Source organism: Humisphaera borealis (assembly GCF_015169395.1).
Taxonomy (GTDB): domain Bacteria; phylum Planctomycetota; class Phycisphaerae; order Tepidisphaerales; family Tepidisphaeraceae; genus Humisphaera; species Humisphaera borealis.
The window spans coordinates 3,778,504-3,795,948 of record NZ_CP063458.1 but is presented as its reverse complement, the minus strand read 5'-3'; the positions used below and the strand labels follow the sequence as shown (position 1 = coordinate 3,795,948).

15 protein-coding genes and 1 pseudogene are annotated in these 17,445 nt (G+C 63.0%); 6 read left to right on the top strand and 10 right to left on the bottom strand.

Annotation, left to right across the window (positions count from 1 at the left end; genetic code table 11):
* Window positions 1–178: 178 nt before the first annotated feature.
* Entirely contained in the window at window positions 179–1,315 is a 1,137-nt protein-coding gene (locus IPV69_RS14170) for a metallophosphoesterase (protein WP_206290336.1), read from the top strand.
* A gap of 53 nt (window positions 1,316–1,368) precedes the next feature.
* Entirely contained in the window at window positions 1,369–2,850 is a 1,482-nt protein-coding gene (locus IPV69_RS14165; RefSeq protein ID WP_206290335.1) for an arylsulfatase, read from the top strand.
* Between the two features lie 158 nt (window positions 2,851–3,008).
* Here the strand turns inward: IPV69_RS14165 and IPV69_RS27715 are convergent, their stop codons facing one another.
* Complete coding sequence (locus IPV69_RS27715; protein ID WP_206290334.1) at window positions 3,009–4,055, bottom strand: ABC transporter ATP-binding protein; 1,047 nt, start codon at window positions 4,053–4,055, stop codon at window positions 3,009–3,011.
* 210 nt (window positions 4,056–4,265) lie between these two features.
* On the opposite strand from IPV69_RS27715, the gene IPV69_RS14155 reads away from it, so the two are divergent.
* The 3 genes from IPV69_RS14155 (at window position 4,266) to IPV69_RS14145 (ending at window position 6,738) form a co-directional block, all read left to right on the top strand.
* Window positions 4,266–4,697, top strand: a complete 432-nt coding sequence (locus IPV69_RS14155; protein WP_206290333.1) for a hypothetical protein — start codon at window positions 4,266–4,268, stop codon at window positions 4,695–4,697.
* Between the two features lie 51 nt (window positions 4,698–4,748).
* On the top strand, window positions 4,749–5,687 hold the full coding sequence (gene thyX, locus IPV69_RS14150) for an FAD-dependent thymidylate synthase (RefSeq protein ID WP_206290332.1): 939 nt from the start codon (window positions 4,749–4,751) through the stop codon (window positions 5,685–5,687).
* 232 nt (window positions 5,688–5,919) lie between these two features.
* On the top strand, window positions 5,920–6,738 hold the full coding sequence (locus IPV69_RS14145; RefSeq protein ID WP_206290331.1) for an LOG family protein: 819 nt from the start codon (window positions 5,920–5,922) through the stop codon (window positions 6,736–6,738).
* Window positions 6,739–6,747: 9 nt separating this feature from the next.
* Here IPV69_RS14145 and IPV69_RS14140 read toward each other — a convergent pair whose 3' ends face one another.
* A complete protein-coding gene (locus tag IPV69_RS14140; RefSeq protein ID WP_206290330.1) occupies window positions 6,748–8,475 on the bottom strand; it encodes an ATP-binding protein in 1,728 nt (575 codons plus the stop codon).
* 67 nt (window positions 8,476–8,542) lie between these two features.
* Between IPV69_RS14140 and IPV69_RS14135 the strand changes: the two genes are divergently transcribed.
* On the top strand, window positions 8,543–8,737 hold the full coding sequence (locus IPV69_RS14135) for a hypothetical protein (RefSeq protein WP_206290329.1): 195 nt from the start codon (window positions 8,543–8,545) through the stop codon (window positions 8,735–8,737).
* 58 nt (window positions 8,738–8,795) lie between these two features.
* On the opposite strand, the gene IPV69_RS14130 is transcribed toward IPV69_RS14135, so the two are convergent.
* The 8 genes and pseudogenes from IPV69_RS14130 to groL (IPV69_RS14095) all read right to left on the bottom strand — a co-directional run bounded on the left by IPV69_RS14130 (window position 8,796) and on the right by groL (IPV69_RS14095) (window position 17,403).
* Window positions 8,796–10,496, bottom strand: a complete 1,701-nt coding sequence (locus tag IPV69_RS14130) for a DUF1542 domain-containing protein (RefSeq protein ID WP_206290328.1) — start codon at window positions 10,494–10,496, stop codon at window positions 8,796–8,798.
* Between the two features lie 336 nt (window positions 10,497–10,832).
* Window positions 10,833–11,036 carry a DNA gyrase inhibitor YacG gene (locus IPV69_RS14125; RefSeq protein ID WP_206290327.1) on the bottom strand — a complete coding sequence of 68 codons (204 nt, stop codon included), beginning with the start codon at window positions 11,034–11,036 and terminating at the stop codon, window positions 10,833–10,835.
* 62 nt (window positions 11,037–11,098) lie between these two features.
* A complete protein-coding gene (locus IPV69_RS14120; RefSeq protein ID WP_206290326.1) occupies window positions 11,099–11,518 on the bottom strand; it encodes an FmdB family zinc ribbon protein in 420 nt (139 codons plus the stop codon).
* Between the two features lie 93 nt (window positions 11,519–11,611).
* A complete protein-coding gene (gene grpE, locus IPV69_RS14115; protein ID WP_206290325.1) occupies window positions 11,612–12,184 on the bottom strand; it encodes a nucleotide exchange factor GrpE in 573 nt (190 codons plus the stop codon).
* A gap of 118 nt (window positions 12,185–12,302) precedes the next feature.
* Window positions 12,303–13,448, bottom strand: coding sequence for a molecular chaperone DnaJ (gene dnaJ, locus IPV69_RS14110; protein WP_206290324.1), 1,146 nt, complete (start codon window positions 13,446–13,448; stop codon window positions 12,303–12,305).
* A 140-nt stretch (window positions 13,449–13,588) separates the two neighbouring features.
* Window positions 13,589–15,210: pseudogene (gene groL, locus IPV69_RS14105) on the bottom strand (chaperonin GroEL).
* Between the two features lie 141 nt (window positions 15,211–15,351).
* Window positions 15,352–15,645 carry a co-chaperone GroES gene (gene groES, locus IPV69_RS14100; RefSeq protein ID WP_206290323.1) on the bottom strand — a complete coding sequence of 98 codons (294 nt, stop codon included), beginning with the start codon at window positions 15,643–15,645 and terminating at the stop codon, window positions 15,352–15,354.
* Between the two features lie 99 nt (window positions 15,646–15,744).
* Complete coding sequence (gene groL / locus IPV69_RS14095; protein WP_206290322.1) at window positions 15,745–17,403, bottom strand: chaperonin GroEL; 1,659 nt, start codon at window positions 17,401–17,403, stop codon at window positions 15,745–15,747.
* Between the last annotated feature and the right edge of the window lie 42 nt (window positions 17,404–17,445).

Below are 17,445 nucleotides of genomic sequence, written 5' to 3'. Positions count from 1 at the left end.
CGTGATGCCAGCGAAATGGTTGTTCCTCGCTGGTCGGGGCTTCCGCGGCCTGGCGGAATGACCAAAAACCACATGACACAGCGACGCCGACCGACGATCGCTGTAAGTCCATTGCAGCAACGCGTCACACTGGCCCCGTAGCCGCGGGCACCACCCGCCATGACGAAAGACCGCTCTTATGCAAAACCGCATCGAGGAACCGTCGTCGAATCCTGCCGTGGTCCCAAGCCATTGGTCCCGCCGTGGCCTGCTCAAGGCTGCCGTCGCCGGGGCTGGTACGCTCGCGCTGCCAGGGCTGACGCGGGGCGACGCCCCGGCGTCGCCGACGACCGTGTCCTTTTTTCTCGTCGGCGACACGCACTACTACGCACCGAAGGAAGCTCCGGACAAGCTCGACGAAGCGTCGCAGCAGACCAACAGCCGGTTGATCGACTGGCTCAACAAGCTCCCCGGGACGGCGATCTCGGCCGACGCCGCCGGCGGACCGGGAGCGACCGTGCCGACGCCGATGGGCGTCATCCACGCCGGCGACCTGATCGACTCCGGCGACAAAGGCGCCGCGGCCACCGCCCGCAAGATGCAGGACACGGAGTGGGCCGCGTTCCTGGCTGATTGGGGCCTCAACGGCGGCGACGCCAAACTGAAATGGCCGGTGTTCGAGATTCACGGCAACCATGACGGCCCGCGCGGCGACGGGCCGGTCGTCGCCGACATCATCAACCGCAACAAGAAGCGAAAGGCGATCAAGACCGCCTCCGACAACGGCCTGCACTACGCCTGGAACTGGGGCGGCGTGCACTTTTTGAACCTCGGAATCGTCGTCGGCGGATCCAAGGAAGTCAGCCGCGCCCGACGCTACGACCCCAAGGGGAGCCTGGGCTTCCTGGAAGACTACCTGGCAAAAAACGTCGGCGAGAGCGGCGCGCCGGTCGTCGTCACCCACCACGTTGACATGGCCCGCTACAGCCAGCCTTGCGGCCAGGAACTGCCCAAGGGCAACCCGGAGTGGGACCCGTGCGATGTGAAGGGCTATCACCAGGCACTGGCGAAGTACAACGTGATCGGCGCCCTTTTCGGCCATACCCACGTCAGAAAAATTGCCCGTTGGGACGGAACACCAAAAGAACCGGCCGTCGGCGGCGTTAACTACTTCAACACGGATAACGCCGGCCATTATCACAGCGCCACGCAGGCGATCCTGCACTTCGAGATCGGCGCGAAAGAGATGGTCGTCCGGGAGTTTGCCACCAAGGATTCCTGGGAAACCGGCGCGTGGACGCCACAGGCGTGGAAGTTCGCGATCAAACGCGGGTGACGTAGCGTCTCTTCCGCCAGGCGATGGTGTGTTGCGATCAACAGGAGCGAGCAATGAAACGAGTGACGACGGTCTTATGTCTGCTGGCGATTGCACTCCTGGCCAGGCCGATGCTCGCTGATGATGCGGGCGCCCGGCCGAACATTGTTTATATCATCGCCGATGACATGGGCTACGCCGATGCCGGGTTCAACGGCGGCAAGGAGATCAAGACCCCCGCGATCGACAGCATCGCCGCGGCTGGCGCGATCCTGAAACAGTTCTACGTCCAACCCGTCTGCTCGCCGACGCGGGCGTCGTTCATGACCGGCCGTTACCCGATGCGAATGGGCCTGCAGGTCGGCGTGGTCCGGCCGTGGGCCGAGTACGGCATGCCGCTGGAAGAGCAGACCCTGCCGCAGGGCTTGAAATCCGCCGGCTACGAGACGGCGATCGTCGGCAAGTGGCATCTGGGAACCGTGACGCCGGCGTACCTCCCGACAGCCCGCGGCTTTGACCACCAGTACGGCCACTACAACGGCGCGATCGACTACAACACCCACATCCGCGACGGCGGCTTTGACTGGCACAAGAACGACAAGGTCAACCGCGACGAAGGCTACAGCACCCACCTGATCGGCAGGGAAGCCGTCCGCCTGATCAACGAGCGCGACAAGAACAAGCCGCTGTTCCTGTATGTGCCGTTCAATGCGGTCCACGCCCCGCACCAGGTTCCCGACGAATACACCAAGCCCTACGACAACCTGAAGGGCACGCGAAAAACCTACGCCGGTATGCTCGCCGCGATGGACGAGGCGATCGGCAAGATCCTCAAGGCGATCGACGACAATGGCCTGCGGAAGAACACGCTGATCGTCTTCCACAGCGACAACGGCGGCCCGAGCCCGGGCAAGGTCACCGACAACGGCTCGCTCCGCGCCGGCAAGGGAACCGTCTACGAAGGCGGCGTTCGCGTGTGTGCGGTGGCCGCGTGGGAAGGGCACATCAAACCGGGTAGTGTCGTCGATCAACCGATGCACGTCGTCGATATGTACCCCACGCTGCTGAAACTAGCCGGGGCGAAGGTGGAGCAGAAGCTGCCACTGGATGGGATGGACGTCTGGGCGACGATCGCGAGCGGTCAGACCTCGCCGCGGAAGGAAATCCTGCACAACACCGCCCCCGGCCGCGGCGCGATTCGGATGGGGGATTGGAAGCTGGTCATCGGCGGGAACATCAGCGAAACCGAGGGGCCCGAACCCACCGCTGCCGACGCCAACCCCGCGGCGGCCGCAAAGCCCGCCGCCGATGCCCCTGCCGCAGGCGGACCGCGCCAGAAGCGCCAGGCCAGGCGAGCCGACGGCGGTCCGCAGATCGAGCTGTTCAACGTCGCGAAAGACCCGTCCGAGAAGACCAACGTCGCCGAGGCCAACCCCGACAAGGTGAAGGAACTGCGAGCACGGTACGACGTACTCGCCGCCCAGGCCGTCGCGCCCAAGAGCGCGCCCAAAGCCGCTGGCTTCAAGACGCCCAAGGTATGGGGAGAGAAGGATTGAGTTCGCTGCGGCAGAGTTGGGTGGCATGGGCAAGCGTACTCGCTTGCCCGTGTCGAACGTCGGTTGGCGTCCCTCACGGGCAAGCGAGTACGCTTGCCCATGCCACCCGAAAACTGTATTCGAACGCCAACTCGGTCCCGAGTGACAGGCAAGAATCCCTATTCGCCTTTCGCTTCCATCTCAACTTCATGACACCGATCCCAGCACAGCAGCGCGGGCTGCCCTTCGCTGACGAGTGAGCCTTGCTGCGTCGCGGCCGAGTTCTGCTCGTAAACGCTGAGCACGCCCCCGCCCGCCTCTCGAACTGTCCATGTCGTGCTCAAGCCCTGGTAGAGCCGTTCGACGACGGTCACCGGCCGGCTGACGAGTTGGCCGTTCACTGAAGCATCCGCCGGACGGAGCGAAAGCTTCTCCGGCCGAACAATGAACCGCCGGGCGCCACCGTTGAAGAAGTTCGCCGCGCCCATGAACCGCGCCACGAACTCCGTTCGCGGCCGCTCGAACACCTCGGCCGACGGGCCGACCTGTTCCAGCCGCCCGGCGTTCATGACGGCGATTCGGTCGCTCATCACCAGCGCCTCCTCCTGGTCGTGCGTCACGAAGACAAACGTGATGCCCAGGCTCCGCTGCAGGTGCTTAAGTTCCACCTGCATCTCCCGCCGCAGCTTCTGGTCGAGCGCCGATAGCGGCTCATCCAGCAGCAGCACCTTCGGCCGCAACACCAGCGCCCGCGCCAGCGCCACCCGCTGCTTCTGCCCGCCGGAAAGCTGGTGAGGCTTGCGGTTCTCGAAGCCGATGAGTTGTACCTGTTCGAGTGCGGCGGCCACGCGCTGCCGGGCTTCATCGCCGCGGATCTTCTGGTAGCCCAGCCCGAACGCCACGTTCTTCTCAACGCTCAGGTGGGGGAACAAGGCATAGTGCTGGAAGACCAGGTTCGTCGGCCGCCGGTTCGGCGGGACATTGGTCATGTCGACGCCATCGATCATGATCTTGCCCGCGTCCGGCGTCTCAAACCCGGCCAGGATACGCAGCAACGTCGTCTTCCCGCACCCGCTGGGACCCAGCAGCGAGAAGAACTCGCCGGCGGCAATGTCTAGCGAGACGTCATTGACGGCGACGTTGTCCCGCTCGGAACTCGTCCGCCCCGCGGTAGCTGCGAACTGCTTGCGGACATTGAGGATTTGCACGCGGGGGGTGGAGGTCATGGGTGGCGTTGCAGAAGCACAGAATCGCCGCGGGAGTCTGGGAGTTCAAGCGGTCCGGTAATCGTGTTCGAGAAGAGTGTGGCGCGCCGATCGATTCCTGGGAACGCCGAGCGCCTCCTCGGCATGCTTTCGTGTGTCCGAAGAGCCGAGCAGGCGCTCGGCGTTCCCGGGCAGTTTCACCAACGGTCCAATTCACCCGATACAACTGATATGACCGCGCTACCCTCCCCAATCCTCATCTCCGAACCGAATCCGGCCCTGACGTTGACCTACGCCAATGCCGCGACGCGGGAGAAACTTCCGCCGATGATCCGCATCGGCGGGGTGATCGCGTTCATTGGATTGTGTCTGACGGGACTGATGCTGCCAGTCTGGAAGTACCCCGATCACTGCGGCAACTACAAGCCAGTCGTCTCGACGCTGGTTCCGGCGATGCAGCTTTTGTGTGTCGGTTCGGGGATGACACTGATCATCTGCGGGCGGCTTTTCGCAGGTCGCAAGCCGCGGGCGTGGTACTGGTTTCCCATCCTGCTGCATGTGTTTCTGTTGGCGATCGCGATCAGGTCCGTTGCAACAATGGCTTCTTACGCCGAAAACGACTACCCGATGCGGTGGAGAGGCATGAGCAGCATTGTTCTCTAAAGCCCCGGTCCGTGCCGGATGGTCGCGCTGCCGCTATCATCCTCGGCACCTATGAGCGACCGCCCCGACGACAAGATTTCGCAGATCATCCAGTCGATCCCTTCCCTCCAGCACCTCGATTCGATCGCGATCGAGAAAAAGCCGTTCGAGGAACCCACCTACGACGTCATGGGCGGCGCTTCCCGCTGGGAGGTGAAGGTTCACGACCACGGCCTGGTTGCGCTGGTCGACACCATGCCCCGCCTGGCCCCCGTCGGCAAGACGGCCGATTTTGCGATCGTGCAGGCGGCGCGCGTCAGCTACGGCGCTGGGACCAAGCAGGTGAACGAAGACCGCGGGCTGATTCGCTACCTCGCCCGTCACCGGCACACCACGCCATTCGAAATGGTCGAGTTCAAGTTCCACCAGGTCATGCCGATCTTCATCGCGAGGCAGTGGATTCGGCACCGCACGGCGAACGTCAACGAATACTCGGCCCGGTACAGCATCGTTCAGGACCGCTACTACCGGCCGGACGTCGGCAATGTCCGCAAGCAGAGCATGACCAACCGCCAGGGCGGCGAAGAGCCGATCGACAGCGGCACGGCCGAGGAGTTCCTCACCTGGCTCGACGAGATCGAGAAGTCGCACCAGAAGTACGAGGAGTTCATGGCCAAGGGCGTCAGCCGCGAGCTGGCCCGCATCGCACTGCCGGTGAGTGTGTACACCGAGTGGTACTGGAAGATCGACCTGCACAACCTGCTGCACTTTTTGTCGCTGCGGATGGACGCGCATGCCCAGCAGGAGATTCGCGATTACGCGATGGCGATGTTCGCGCTCATTCGCCCGATCGTCCCCGTCGCCGCCGAGGCTTTCCTGGATTACCACTTCGGCGCGATGCACCTGACGCGACTGGAGATCGAAGCGATCAAGAGCGGCAAGCCGCTGGACACGATCAATAAACGCGAGACGGCCGAGTGGGAGGAGAAGAAGGGGAAACTGGGGCTGTAACAAGAAGCGATGCGTCGACGCTCGACCGTTATCCCGAGAACGTGTTGCTCTTAAGGAGCCGCGCACGAAGTAAGCGGGAAATTGCCAGAAGCGGCGGCACACCCCCGCTTACTTCGTGCGCGGCTCCTTGAGAACTCTCAACTTCTGATGTACGCCGAAAGATCTGGAATCCTTCGCGAACCGGCAGCCGCGTCTCTGCTCGTTTTCGGTCAACCCCGCGCAGGCGAGAATCATGCCAAAGAAATCCGCCGAATTCTCGATCGATGGCAAAGACTCCTGGCGGATCTTTCGGATCATGTCAGAGTTCGTCGAAGGGTTTGAAGCCCTCGGCGGTATCGGCAAAGCCGTGTCGATCTTCGGCTCTGCCCGGACCGACCCCGATCACGCCGACTTCAAGGCCGCCGAGAAGGTGGCCCATCTGCTCGCCAAAGACGGCTACGCCGTCATCACCGGCGGCGGGCCGGGCATCATGGAAGCCGGCAACAAAGGGGCGTTCGATGCCGGCGGCACCTCCGTCGGCTGCAACATCACGCTGCCGCAGGAGCAGGAAGGCAACGCCTACCAGACCATCAGCCTGGACTTCCATTACTTCTACGCCCGCAAGGTGATGTTCCTGAAGTACACGTCAGCGATCGTCTGTTTCCCCGGCGGCTTTGGGACGCTCGATGAGTTCTTTGAGACCGTCACGCTCATCCAAACGCTCAAGTGCGAGCCGTTCCCGGTCATCCTTTACGGCAGCGATTACTGGGGCGGACTGGTCGAATGGATGCGCAAGACACTGCTGCCGCGCTATGTCGACCCCGAAGACATCGACATCTTCCGCGTGGTCGACAGCCCGAAGCAGTGCGTGAAGCTCATTGAGCAGGGCATCAAGAAGGCGTGGTGGAAGCCGCTGGATGACGTGCGTGCCGCGCAGGCAACCGCAGCCATGAAAAAGACCGGTCCGCTGGCCGGTGCCAACGCCGACAGCGGCGAAGGAACCCGATATGGCCGACGGGCAAAACAAACGACGGCCGAGCACGCCAGGCCCTCGAGAAAGCCGGTGCAATAACGCTGCCGGCTATCGCGGTCCGTGTGTATGACTCGGGTCCGTCAGATTCTCGTGATACACCGGCAGCCTGATCGAGAATGTCGTCCCCTGCCCCGGCTGGCTGCTGACGGAAATCGTCCCTTCGTGTTCGTCCACGATCTTCTTCGCGACGGCCAGGCCCAAACCTGTTCCACGGTTCCCCTTGGTCGAGTGGAACAGCTCGAACATGTGGCTCATCATGCTCGGCGTGATGCCGACGCCGTTGTCGATGACCTCGATCACCGACTCACGATTCGCCGCGCTGTAGTGGCATTCGACACGAATCAGGCCCTTGCCCCCTTCGACGGCGTCCAGGGCGTTGCCCAGAAGGTTCATCAGGACCTGGTGCATGCCGGCGGCATCCATCGGAATCGCCGGGTGGTCGGCGTCGATGTCGGCGACCACCATTACGCCCTGCTGACTGGCGTTGGGGCTGACCAGCTCGACGCATTCGTTGATCAGCACCTTGGGGTTTACGAACTCCAGCGTCGGCTCGCGGGTGCGGCTGTAGCTGAGCAGGTTCATCGTCAGGTGGTAGATCTTGTCGAGGTTGCGCTCGACCACCCGCCAGCCCTTGCCGACCTGCGGCAGATTGGCACCCTTGATGCCCATCTCGACCACGTCGGCCCCGCCGCGGAGCGCCTGGAGAATGTTCTTGATCGAGTGTGACAACGCGGCGGTTGTTTCGCCGATCGCGGCAAGTCGTTCGGCCTGCAACTGGTTCTGGTAGAGCCGCGCATTCTGAATCGCCAGGCCCGCCTGCAGGCCGATCGCGGTCAGCAACCGGAGCTGGTCGGGCGCGTAGGTGTAATTCTTGACCGAGCTGTCGATGTAGATCACGCCCATGATGCCGGCGGCGGCGTCGGGAGTCTCATCGGTGCGCTGGTCGCGGGCATCGAGGCGGCGAGCCTTGATCGGCACGCACAGCGCCGAACGAATGCCCAGGCTGTGAACACTCTTGCCCTTGCTGAACCGCTGGTCGGCCATCGCGTTGCTCGAGAGCACGCCTTCGCCGGTATTGATGACGTGGTTGATGATCGTCCGCGAGGCCTGAATCTTGGGTGCGGCGGCTTCGGCCGGATCGCCGTTGTTGATGCTGCGGCTGGATTCATCGTCGCGGGTCCGCACGACGCGGGGGATGAGCTGGTTCTGCTTCTCGTCCAGCAGCAGCACGATGCCGCGGTCGGCTTTGACGTATTCGAAGACCAGGTCCATCACGACTTCAAGAATCTGCTGGAGGTCGAAACCGGTGCCCAGCGCCGCCGCGAGCTGGTAGAGCACGCGGAGGTTCGATACCGCCGCCGCCGCGGGTTCGGGGACGGCGAGCACCATCGAATCTTCGTTCGACGGGATGGCGTGCATGATGGAGGAGTCCATGCCGGCTTCCTCGCCGGCAAGGCTCACCTGCTGTCCGCTGACGCGCGACACGCCGGGCTGGGCGCCGAAGACCATGATCGTCCGCCCGACGCGGATCTGGTCGCCGAGCTTGAGCTGCCGGCGATCCATGACCCGGCCGCCGTTGACGTACGTCCCATTGGCGCTGCCCTGGTCCTTCAGGATCCAGTCGCCGTCGGCGGGAAGCAGTTCGAAATGTCGTCGGCTGACGGTGTTGTCGGTCAGGGGAAGCGAACGGCTGTCGCGGCCGCAGAACGTCGGCGCATCGGGAAGTTCAAACCGACGGCCCTTGTCGGGGCCCTGGATAACGAGAAGTGTGAGCACGAGCGAAAGTCTAACGCTTGCAGGGGTCGGTTGAAATCAAGCGAGCGGCCCTATAGTTGAGCAACCCATGCTTCAACGAAAGAAACCCAAGCGACTTTACTCCGCCGTCGCCGCCATTGGCGGCGTGATCTTTCTGGCGTTCGAGCTTGGCAAGTGGTCCACCAGCAGCCCGGAGAAATGGTTCTGGGCGTTCATCGCCATCCTGATGATCGTGCTCGGTTTTATCGGCGTCGTACAGAGAGATGTCGATCAGGGCGCATGAAAAAGGGCGCAGACCAACGAAGGTCTGCGCCCTTTGTGCTTCAGCGAATGAGGTCAACTCAGGCTTGGCCTTCCGGCGGCTTGACGTCGGCCGTCGTGCCCTGGATCGTCGCCGGCGAGAAGGTCGAGGCGGCGGGGGCAGCCGCGGGAGTCGCCGGGGCGATATCGGCCAGATCGTCTTCCATCTCTTCGACGTAGACGTCTTCCATTTCAGTCGCGTCGACCTCGTGCCGCATCAACGCGTACAGGATCGTGCTGACGGATAGGAAGTAACTGATCGCATACGCACCGACCAGGGCAATCAGCAGATAGACCCAGAAGCTGATCAGGAACGAAGCGACGCTCTCCGACCATGCCAGGCCGGCGTAGTTGACCTCGTAAGGAAGCTTGAAGCTGAAGAACGTGCCCGGCTCTGGCCACATCTGGCTGAACCAGTACGCCGTCCCGCCGCTCTCGGCACCGCTCAGGAACAGGCCCGCGAAGGTGTGCGTCACCAGCAGGACGATCCAGACGAAGAACCGCACGAACAGGTAAGTGAACGCCCCGTATCCGATCGCGACGGCGGTGTAGAACACCATCCGCCAGGGACGGGCAAAGACATAGCTGAAGCTGCGGCTGATGGCGTCAAAGCTGTCGGACCCTTCGACCGCGATCGTCGGGTACATCAGGCCGAAGCCGCCGATCGTCCCGAACAGCACCAGCGTGATGACCACCGACGCGGTCAGCGCCAGGAAGAACATCGCACCGACGACAATCGGGCCCGCGACCGGGATGTACAGCAGCAACCCGCCGACGGCAATCACCAGCCCGATGATCGCAACGATCACCAGCGGAATCACCGGAGCGAAGATGAAGCTGAGCACCTTGTTCAGGCTGAATCGCAGGGCCTGGCGGACGGAGATCTTCTCGTCACGGGCCACATGCACCGCGGCGATACGGCTGATCGCCCCGCCAAAGACCGCCCAGACCAGCAGGAACAGCACGGTGAAGATCACCGCGTAAACCGTGTGATACTTCCAGAGCCAGACCGGCCCCACCGAGAAGAAGTTGACGACGCAATCCTTGACGCCGCCTTTGGCGAGCCATTCATTCTGCCAGACCGCATACGCGACGCCGTTGACCTGCTGCACTTCGTATTCGAAGAACGCTTTGAAGATGCCCTCGGGCACGACCCTGCGCAACTGGGCAATGTCGGAACCGGCCTCGGACTTGTTCTCAAGGAAAGCCTTCTTGTAGGCGGCCTCGGCGTCTTCGATGCCTTTCTTCTTCTTTTCCGTGTCGAGCTTGTTCGCTTCCTCGATCGCCTTGGTTTTGGCCTTGGCGGCTTCTTCGATCGCGGTGTTCGCGATCCACATCCGCTTGCTCTCCAGTTCGCTGCGCCGGGCGAACTTCTTGGCCGCTTCCTTGATTGCGGCGTCATCGGTCAGGATGCCGGCCTGACGAAGGATGCTGCCGTAGCGGGCTTCCATCCCCTCGCGGTCCTTCTTGATCTTTTCCGAGAAGTCCGCCTTGGGCGTGGCGTCGACGAACGACTGATACGCCGCGATCTCTCCCGGGTTGGCCAGCGATCCGGTGGGCCAGATGGCGTCCATCACGCGCCCGCCGAGGTACAGCGAGAGCAGCGCGAGCAACCCGAGCACCAGCTTCGACGGGTGCACCGCAATGCGGAACCCCCGGAAGATGTTGGTGAACGGGAAGACTTCCCGCCAGTTGATCGAGCGCAGAACGGTCGGTGAGTTGGATTGCGATTCTTCCGCCATGGGCGGCTCTCCTTGTCCCTGTGTCGGCGTGGGATGTGGCGCGGCACGACCGCTGACGCATTATCCGCCGACGCCCGCATTATAGTGGGCAGGCCCCGCCGCACAATCGACGATCGACTTGTCAACGCAGGAGTTGCGAGCGGCGGGTGGGGTCGTCCGGTCTATCGGGGCGGCAGGGTCGAACCGGCCCTGACGGCACCAGCGAAGCAGAAATCGTGGGGCTTTGCTGCAAGAAACGGTCAGTCTTGGTGGCAGCGGGGGATACCGGCCGGACTGCCGCACCAATGGCTTCGTCGCGGGACGACGGGAAATGTCGGAATTGTCGCCGCCCGGCCGTTAGTCGTCTTCCAGTTCGAAGTCGGGTGTGTCCTTTTCCTCGTCGTCGTCCTTGGCCACGGGGATCTGGTACTTCCCATCAAGCCATCGGCCGAGGTCCACCAGCTTGCAACGCTCCGAGCAGAACGGGAATCGACCCATCGGCTCGTCGTCGCGAGGGATGGGTACGGGCTTCTTGCAGATGGGGCAGGCGGTTGAGGCCATCACGACTCCCATCTGATTGCCGCGGATCCCGGCCTGTCCACACGACAGCCCGGTTCAGACAACTACTTCGACTTCTTCTTCGACGCGCTGGAGGAAGCCCTGGGTTCCGACTTTGGCGCCGGCTTGGATTCGGCCTTGGGCGCGGCAGCGGTATCGGCGGACTTGGTCTCGGCAGGCTTGGACTCGGCCTTGGTCTCAGTCTTGCCATCGGACGACTTGGCGTCCGACGACTTGCCGTCCCCGCTCGACGACTTGGCTTCAGGAGCCGCGTCGGCCTTGGCTTTCTCGCTGTAGCCGGCGTCGCGGTAGTCGGTGATGTAGAACCCGCTGCCCTTGAAGATCAGGCCGGCGCCCGCGCCGATCAGCCGGCGCACCTTGTTCTTGCCGCACTTGGGGCATTTCTTAACCGGCGGCGCCGACATCGAGTGAAAGCTCTCGAAGTCGTGCTGACAGGCGTCGCAGTGGTATTCGTAGGTGGGCATGGGGATCCAATGATGAAGGCAGAGGGATGAAGGATGAAGTGTGATGCGGCTGGACCAAGGACTGGTTCATCCTTCGTCCTACCGCCTTCATCCTTACGATTTGCTGACCACCACCTGTGCCGGGCGGAGCGTACGGCCGTGCAGCGCGTAGCCCTTCTGGAACAGGTTGAGCACAACGGTACCCTTTCCGACGAACTCCGGCGGGGCGTCCTGCTGCATCAGTGCCTCGTGGCGGGTCGGGTCGAACGTTTCGCCATGCTGCGGGGCGATCTCTTCGACCTTGTTCTGCTTCAGCGCCGACAGCCACTGGTCGTGAACCAGTTGCAGGCCGGTCAGGATCTTCGCAGAATCGACCTTCGCAGGGTCAACCGCCAATGCTCGCTCGAAGTTGTCGATGACCGGCAACAGCTCCTTGATGAGCGATTGGTTGGCGTACTTCACGCGCTGGTCGAACTCGTCCTGCAGCCGCTTCTGGGTGTTCTTGAAGTCGGCAGTCGCGCGGGCCAGGCGGTTGTAGAAGTCGTCGCGCTCGGCTTTGACCTTCGCCAGTTCGTCGTCGGTGGCACCCGGCGCTTCCGGATCGGGCTCGAACAGTTCTTCGGCCTGGTCGGCGGCTGCCGTATTGGCCTGCTCGGGATCGTTGTCGTTGATGGGGATGCGGGTCATCTGGGTTGGTCCTTTGTCGTTTGTCCCTTGTCACTGGCAAGCGGCGGTAAATCATGCCGGTTGCTTCCATTCCCGTTTGTCGCCGGGGAAAGTTGATTCATGACAGTGAACACCTTCGTTACTCGCCCTTGAAGACTTCCTTTAACTTATCGAGAAAACCCTTGCGCTGCGGAAGGTGGTCGCCGTCGGCACTATCGTGCTCGGAGAACTCCTTGAGCAACTGCTTCTGACGGTCGGTCAGCTTTTTGGGGATCTCGATCAGGATCTGAACCAGCTCGTCGCCGGTGCGATGGCTGCGAATGTCGGGCAGGCCCTTGCCCTTGAGCTTGAACACTTCGCCGTGCTGGGTGCCGCCGGGGATATCGAGCTGCTCGCGCCCCTTGAGCGTGGGCACTTCGATCTTGCCGCCGAGCGCCGCCTGGGCGAACGACACGGGCACCTGGCAGACCAGGTCGTTGTTGTGGCGGGTGAAAATCGGGTGCGGCTTGATCGCGATGTAGCAGTGCAGGTCGCCGGGCTGAGCGTTGGGGCCGTCACCGGCCTCGCCTTCGCCGGCAACGCGAACCGCCTGTCCTTCATGAACGCCGGCGGGGATCTTCACATTGACGACGCGGTGCTTCTGTTTCTTCCCGCTGCCTGCACAGGCGACGCAGTGTTCCTTGACGACGCTCCCCTTGCCGCGGCAGTTGGGACAGGTCGTGACCATGCGGAACATGCCGCCAAAGCCCTGCTGTGCGACGCGACCCTGCCCGCCACACTGCGGGCAGACGATCGGTGATGAGCCGGGGCGAGCGCCGGAGCCCTTGCAGTTTTCGCAGGCGTCCTGGCGTTCGAACTCGATCGTCTTCTCGGTGCCGTTGGCGATCTCGTTGAGGGTGAGCTCGACCTGGGTTTCGAGGTCGAACCCGCGCGGCCTTCCACCCGCTCCGCCGCCGCCACCCCGGCGTCGACCACCGCCGAACAGTTCGTCGAGGCCGAACATCGAAAAGATGTCCCCGACGTCCATGTGGGAGAAGTCGTGCTGCCCGCCGACGCCCGCATGGCCGTACTGGTCATAGCGCTGTCGCTTGGTGTCGTCGGAAAGGACTTCGTAAGCCTCGGCACACTCCTTGAAGTGCACCTCGTACTCGGCCTTCTGATCGGCACCGGCGCGATCGGGGTGGTACTTCATCGCGAGCTTGCGATAAGCGCGCTTGATCTCCTCGCCCGTCGCGGTACGGGAGACGCTGAGGACTTCGTAGTAATCTCGCTTGGTCGTGGCCACTCAGGTGCTCCAACAGGCGCGGGCGGTGGTACGGGCAGGACACCCGTGCCACCTCAATATCCACAAACGGCACGAAGACACAAAGGGTATCTTCGTGTCTTCGCGCCGCCGTGGTTCAGCTTTTCTACGACTGCCGACACTTAGATGATCGCGCCGGGAATCTGGTCTTCGTCGTCACCCTTGTAATCGGTCAGGATGACGTCGGTCGTCAGGGCCAGGCCGCTGACGCTGGCGGCGTTCAGCAACGCCGTCTTGGCGACCTTGGCCGGGTCAATGATGCCGAACTTGAACATGTCGCCAATTCGCCGGTGGCGGCGTTGTAGCCGTAGCTCTGGCTTTCCTTCTGCAGGATCTTGTCGACAACGACTTCGCCGTCTTCGCCGGCGTTCTCGGCGATCTGGATCGCCGGGGCCTGCAGGGCCTGGATGACGATGTCGAAGCCGATCTTCTCGTCGCCCTTGGCCTGCTTCTTGGCCGCTTCAACGAACGCGATCGCCCGCAGGAACGCGACGCCGCCGCCGGGAACGACGCCTTCTTCAGCCGCCGCGCGGGTGGCATGAAGGGCGTCGTCGATGAGGTCCTTACGTTCCTTCATCTCGGTTTCGGTGTTGGCACCGGCCTTGATGACTGCGACGCCGCCGGTGAGCTTGGCCAGGCGTTCCTGGAGCTTCTCGCGGTCGTAGTCGCTGGTGGTCTTGTCGATCTGGGCGCGGATCTGATCGAGCCGGGCCTGGATTTCCTTCTTGGTGCCGGCACCTTCGACGATCAGCGTGTTGTCCTTGTCGATCGTCACTTCCTTGGCGGTGCCGAGGTCTTCCAGCTCGACGTTCTCGAGCTTGAGCCCGAGGTCTTCGCTGATGAACTTGGCACCGGTCAGGACGGCAAGGTCGGCCATGATCGCCTTGCGGCGATCGCCGAAGCCGGGGGCCTTCACAGCCGCGACATTCAGGACGCCGCGGAGCTTGTTGACGACCAACGCCGCCAGCGCTTCGGACTCAATGTCTTCGGCGATGATCAGCAGCGGACGGCTGGCGGTGACGATCTTGTTGAGCAGCGGGAGCAGCTCGGCCAGGTTGTTGATCTTCTTTTCGTGGAGCAGGATGTACGGGTTTTCGAGTTCGCACTCGAGGGTGCCCGGGTTGGTCAGGAAGTAGGGCGACAGGTAGCCCTTGTCGAACTGCATGCCTTCGGTGTACTCGAGGGTGCTCTCGGTGCTCTTGCCCTCGTCAACCGTGATGACGCCTTCCTTGCCGACCTTTTCCATCGCGTCGGCCATGAGCTGACCGATCAGCTCGTCGCCGTTGGCGGAGATGGTGGCGACCTTCTTGTAGTCTTCGTGGCCCTTGACCTTGCGGGCAAAGCCGGTGATCGCCTCGGCAGCGGCCTCGGCGGCCTTGAGGATGCCGCGCTGGATGGTGACCGGATTCACGCCACCCTGGGCGACGTACTTCAGGCCTTCGGCGAGGATCGCCTCGGCGAGCACGGTCGCGGTGGTGGTGCCGTCGCCGGCGACATCGCCGGTCTTGCTCGCGACCGACGAGATGAGCTTGGCGCCCATGTTCTCGAACGGCTGCGGGAGCTCGATTTCCTTCGCGACAGTGACGCCGTCCTTGGTGATCCGGGGCGAGCCGAACGACTTCTGGAGGACGACGTTGCGTCCGCGGGGTCCGAGGGTCGCCTTGACGGCCCGGGAAAGCTGCGACATCCCGCTGAAGATTTCAGCGCGGGCGTCGGTGGTGAACTTCATTTGTTTGGCAGCCATGGGATTGATCCTTCGTAGGGTCCGCCTTGGCGGACGCGAGAGCGTCGTAGCGGACGCGAGAGCTTTGATCGTTAGGTCATTCAGGCCGTCCGCCGGACGCGAGAGCATCGCGTCCGCCAAGGCGGACCCTACACGAGCGATTTACTCGAGAACGCCGAGGATGTCCGACTCGCGAAGGATGACGAGCTTCTGCCCGTCGACTTCGACATCGGTGCCGGCGTACTTGCCGTAGTAGACGGTGTCGCCGACCGAGACGGCCAGTTCCATCCGCTTGCCGTTGTCATCAAACTTGCCGGGGCCGGCGGCGATGACCTTGCCCTTGGTGGGCTTTTCCTTGGCCGCGTCCGGGAGGTAAATCCCGCTGGCGGTCTTTTCTTCGGCTTCGGTCTGCTTGACGATTACACGGTCGGCCAGGGGCTTGAGCTTGAGTGCCATGATTCGTTGTCCTCGTTGGGCGGGCCTGAACCCGCCAGTTGCTTGAATTCGGTTTTTGAAACGTCGCGTCGAGTGGGTGCCTCGAGAGGCTGTCCCGGATTACATCATTCCGTCCATGCCACCCATGCCGCCCATTCCGCCGCCGCCATGATCGTGGCCATGGTCGCCGCCGGCCTCTTCCTTCGGGGCCTCGACGACGATGCAGTCGGTCGTCAGCAGCAGGATCGCGACTTCCGCCGCGTTCTGCAGGGCCGAGCGCTCGACCTTGGTCGGCGTGATGATGCCGGCCTTGATCACATCGACGTATTCGCCGGTCAGGGCATTGAAGCCTTCGCTGCCGCTGGATTCACTCACCCGGCGGACGACGACCGAGCCGCTGAAGCCGGCGTTCTCGGCGATCTGGCGGAGCGGAGCCGCGATCGCGTTGCGGACGATGCGGATGCCGAACTCGACGTCGGCGTCATCGTTGGTCATCTTGTCCAACACCTTGCCGGCGCGGATCAGGGCGACGCCACCACCGGCGACGACACCTTCGGCGACCGCGGCGCGGGTCGCGTGAAGGGCGTCTTCGATGCGGGCCTTTTTCTCCTTCAGCTCGGCTTCAGTCGCCGCACCGACGTTGATCTGGGCCACGCCGCCGGCGAGCTTCGCCAGGCGTTCCTGCAGCTTCTCTTTGTCGTAGTCGCTGGTGGTGATGGCGATTTCGCTACGGATCTGGCCGATACGGCCCTGGATTGCGTCGCTGTCGCCGGCGCCTTCGATGATGACGGTGTTATCGCCGTCGATCTCGATCTTCTTGGCCTGGCCGAGGTGTTCGAGATCGACCTTGTCGAGCTCGATGCCCAGGTCCTTCATGATCGCCTGGCCGCCGGTCAGGATCGCGATGTCTTCCAGCATCGCCTTGCGGCGATCGCCGTAGCCGGGGGCCTTGACGGCGGCGACATTCAGAATGCCGCGGAGCTTGTTGATGACCAGGGTGGAGAGGGCTTCGCCTTCGATGTCTTCGGCGATGATCAGCAGGGGCTTCTTGGCCTTCTGAATCTTTTCCAGCAGCGGCAGCAGCTTGGCGGCCGAGCTGATCTTGTCTTCGTACACCAGAACGAGAGCCTTCTCGAGCTCGACCTTCATTTCGTCGGGGTTGGTGACGAAGTTGGGCGAGAGGAAGCCGCGATCGAACTGCATGCCTTCGACGACGTTGATATCGGTCTGCAGGCCCTTGCCTTCTTCAACCGTGATGACGCCGTCCTTGCCGACCTTCTCCATCGCGTCGGCCATGATGGCGCCGATTTCGCGATCGTTGTTGGCCGAGATCGTGGCGACAGACTCGATGTCCTTCTTGCCGTCGATCTTCTTGGACTGCTTCTTGAGGTTCTCGATGACCGCCGCGACGGCGATGCGGATGCCGCGGGCGAGCTTCATCGCGTCGGTGCCGCTGGCGAGGTGGCGGTAGCCTTCCTTAAAGATGGCTTCCGCGAGCACGGTTGCCGTCGTGGTGCCGTCGCCGGCGACCTCGGAGGTCTTGCTGGCGGCTTCCTTGACGAGCTTGGCGCCGATGTTCTCGTACTTGTCGTGGAGCTCGACTTCCTCGGCGACGGTCACGCCGTCCTTGGTGATGGTCGGGCTGCCCCAGCCCTTGTCGATGACCGCATTGCGGCCACGGGGTCCGAGGGTGACTTTGACAGCTCGGGCGAGCTTGGTCACGCCTTCGAGCAGCGACTTGCGGGCTTCAGCGTCGAACGACAACATCTTGGCGGCCATGCGATGGCTCCTTTCGGGGGTCTTCTTGCTTGCAACCGAATC

Excerpts from the sequence above, each read along its gene's own strand:
- IPV69_RS14170 (WP_206290336.1), top strand. The coding sequence starts at position 179 with ATGCAAAACCGCATCGAGGAACCGTCGTCGAATCCTGCCGTGGTCCCA.
- IPV69_RS14165 (WP_206290335.1), top strand. The coding sequence starts at position 1,369 with ATGAAACGAGTGACGACGGTCTTATGTCTGCTGGCGATTGCACTCCTG.
- IPV69_RS27715 (WP_206290334.1), bottom strand. The coding sequence starts at position 4,055 with ATGACCTCCACCCCCCGCGTGCAAATCCTCAATGTCCGCAAGCAGTTC.
- IPV69_RS14155 (WP_206290333.1), top strand. The coding sequence starts at position 4,266 with ATGACCGCGCTACCCTCCCCAATCCTCATCTCCGAACCGAATCCGGCC.
- thyX (WP_206290332.1), top strand. The coding sequence starts at position 4,749 with ATGAGCGACCGCCCCGACGACAAGATTTCGCAGATCATCCAGTCGATC.
- IPV69_RS14145 (WP_206290331.1), top strand. The coding sequence starts at position 5,920 with ATGCCAAAGAAATCCGCCGAATTCTCGATCGATGGCAAAGACTCCTGG.
- IPV69_RS14135 (WP_206290329.1), top strand. The coding sequence starts at position 8,543 with ATGCTTCAACGAAAGAAACCCAAGCGACTTTACTCCGCCGTCGCCGCC.
- IPV69_RS14130 (WP_206290328.1), bottom strand. The coding sequence starts at position 10,496 with ATGGCGGAAGAATCGCAATCCAACTCACCGACCGTTCTGCGCTCGATC.
- IPV69_RS14125 (WP_206290327.1), bottom strand. The coding sequence starts at position 11,036 with ATGGCCTCAACCGCCTGCCCCATCTGCAAGAAGCCCGTACCCATCCCT.
- IPV69_RS14120 (WP_206290326.1), bottom strand. The coding sequence starts at position 11,518 with ATGCCCACCTACGAATACCACTGCGACGCCTGTCAGCACGACTTCGAG.
- grpE (WP_206290325.1), bottom strand. The coding sequence starts at position 12,184 with ATGACCCGCATCCCCATCAACGACAACGATCCCGAGCAGGCCAATACG.
- groES (WP_206290323.1), bottom strand. The coding sequence starts at position 15,645 with ATGGCACTCAAGCTCAAGCCCCTGGCCGACCGTGTAATCGTCAAGCAG.
- groL (WP_206290322.1), bottom strand. The coding sequence starts at position 17,403 with ATGGCCGCCAAGATGTTGTCGTTCGACGCTGAAGCCCGCAAGTCGCTG.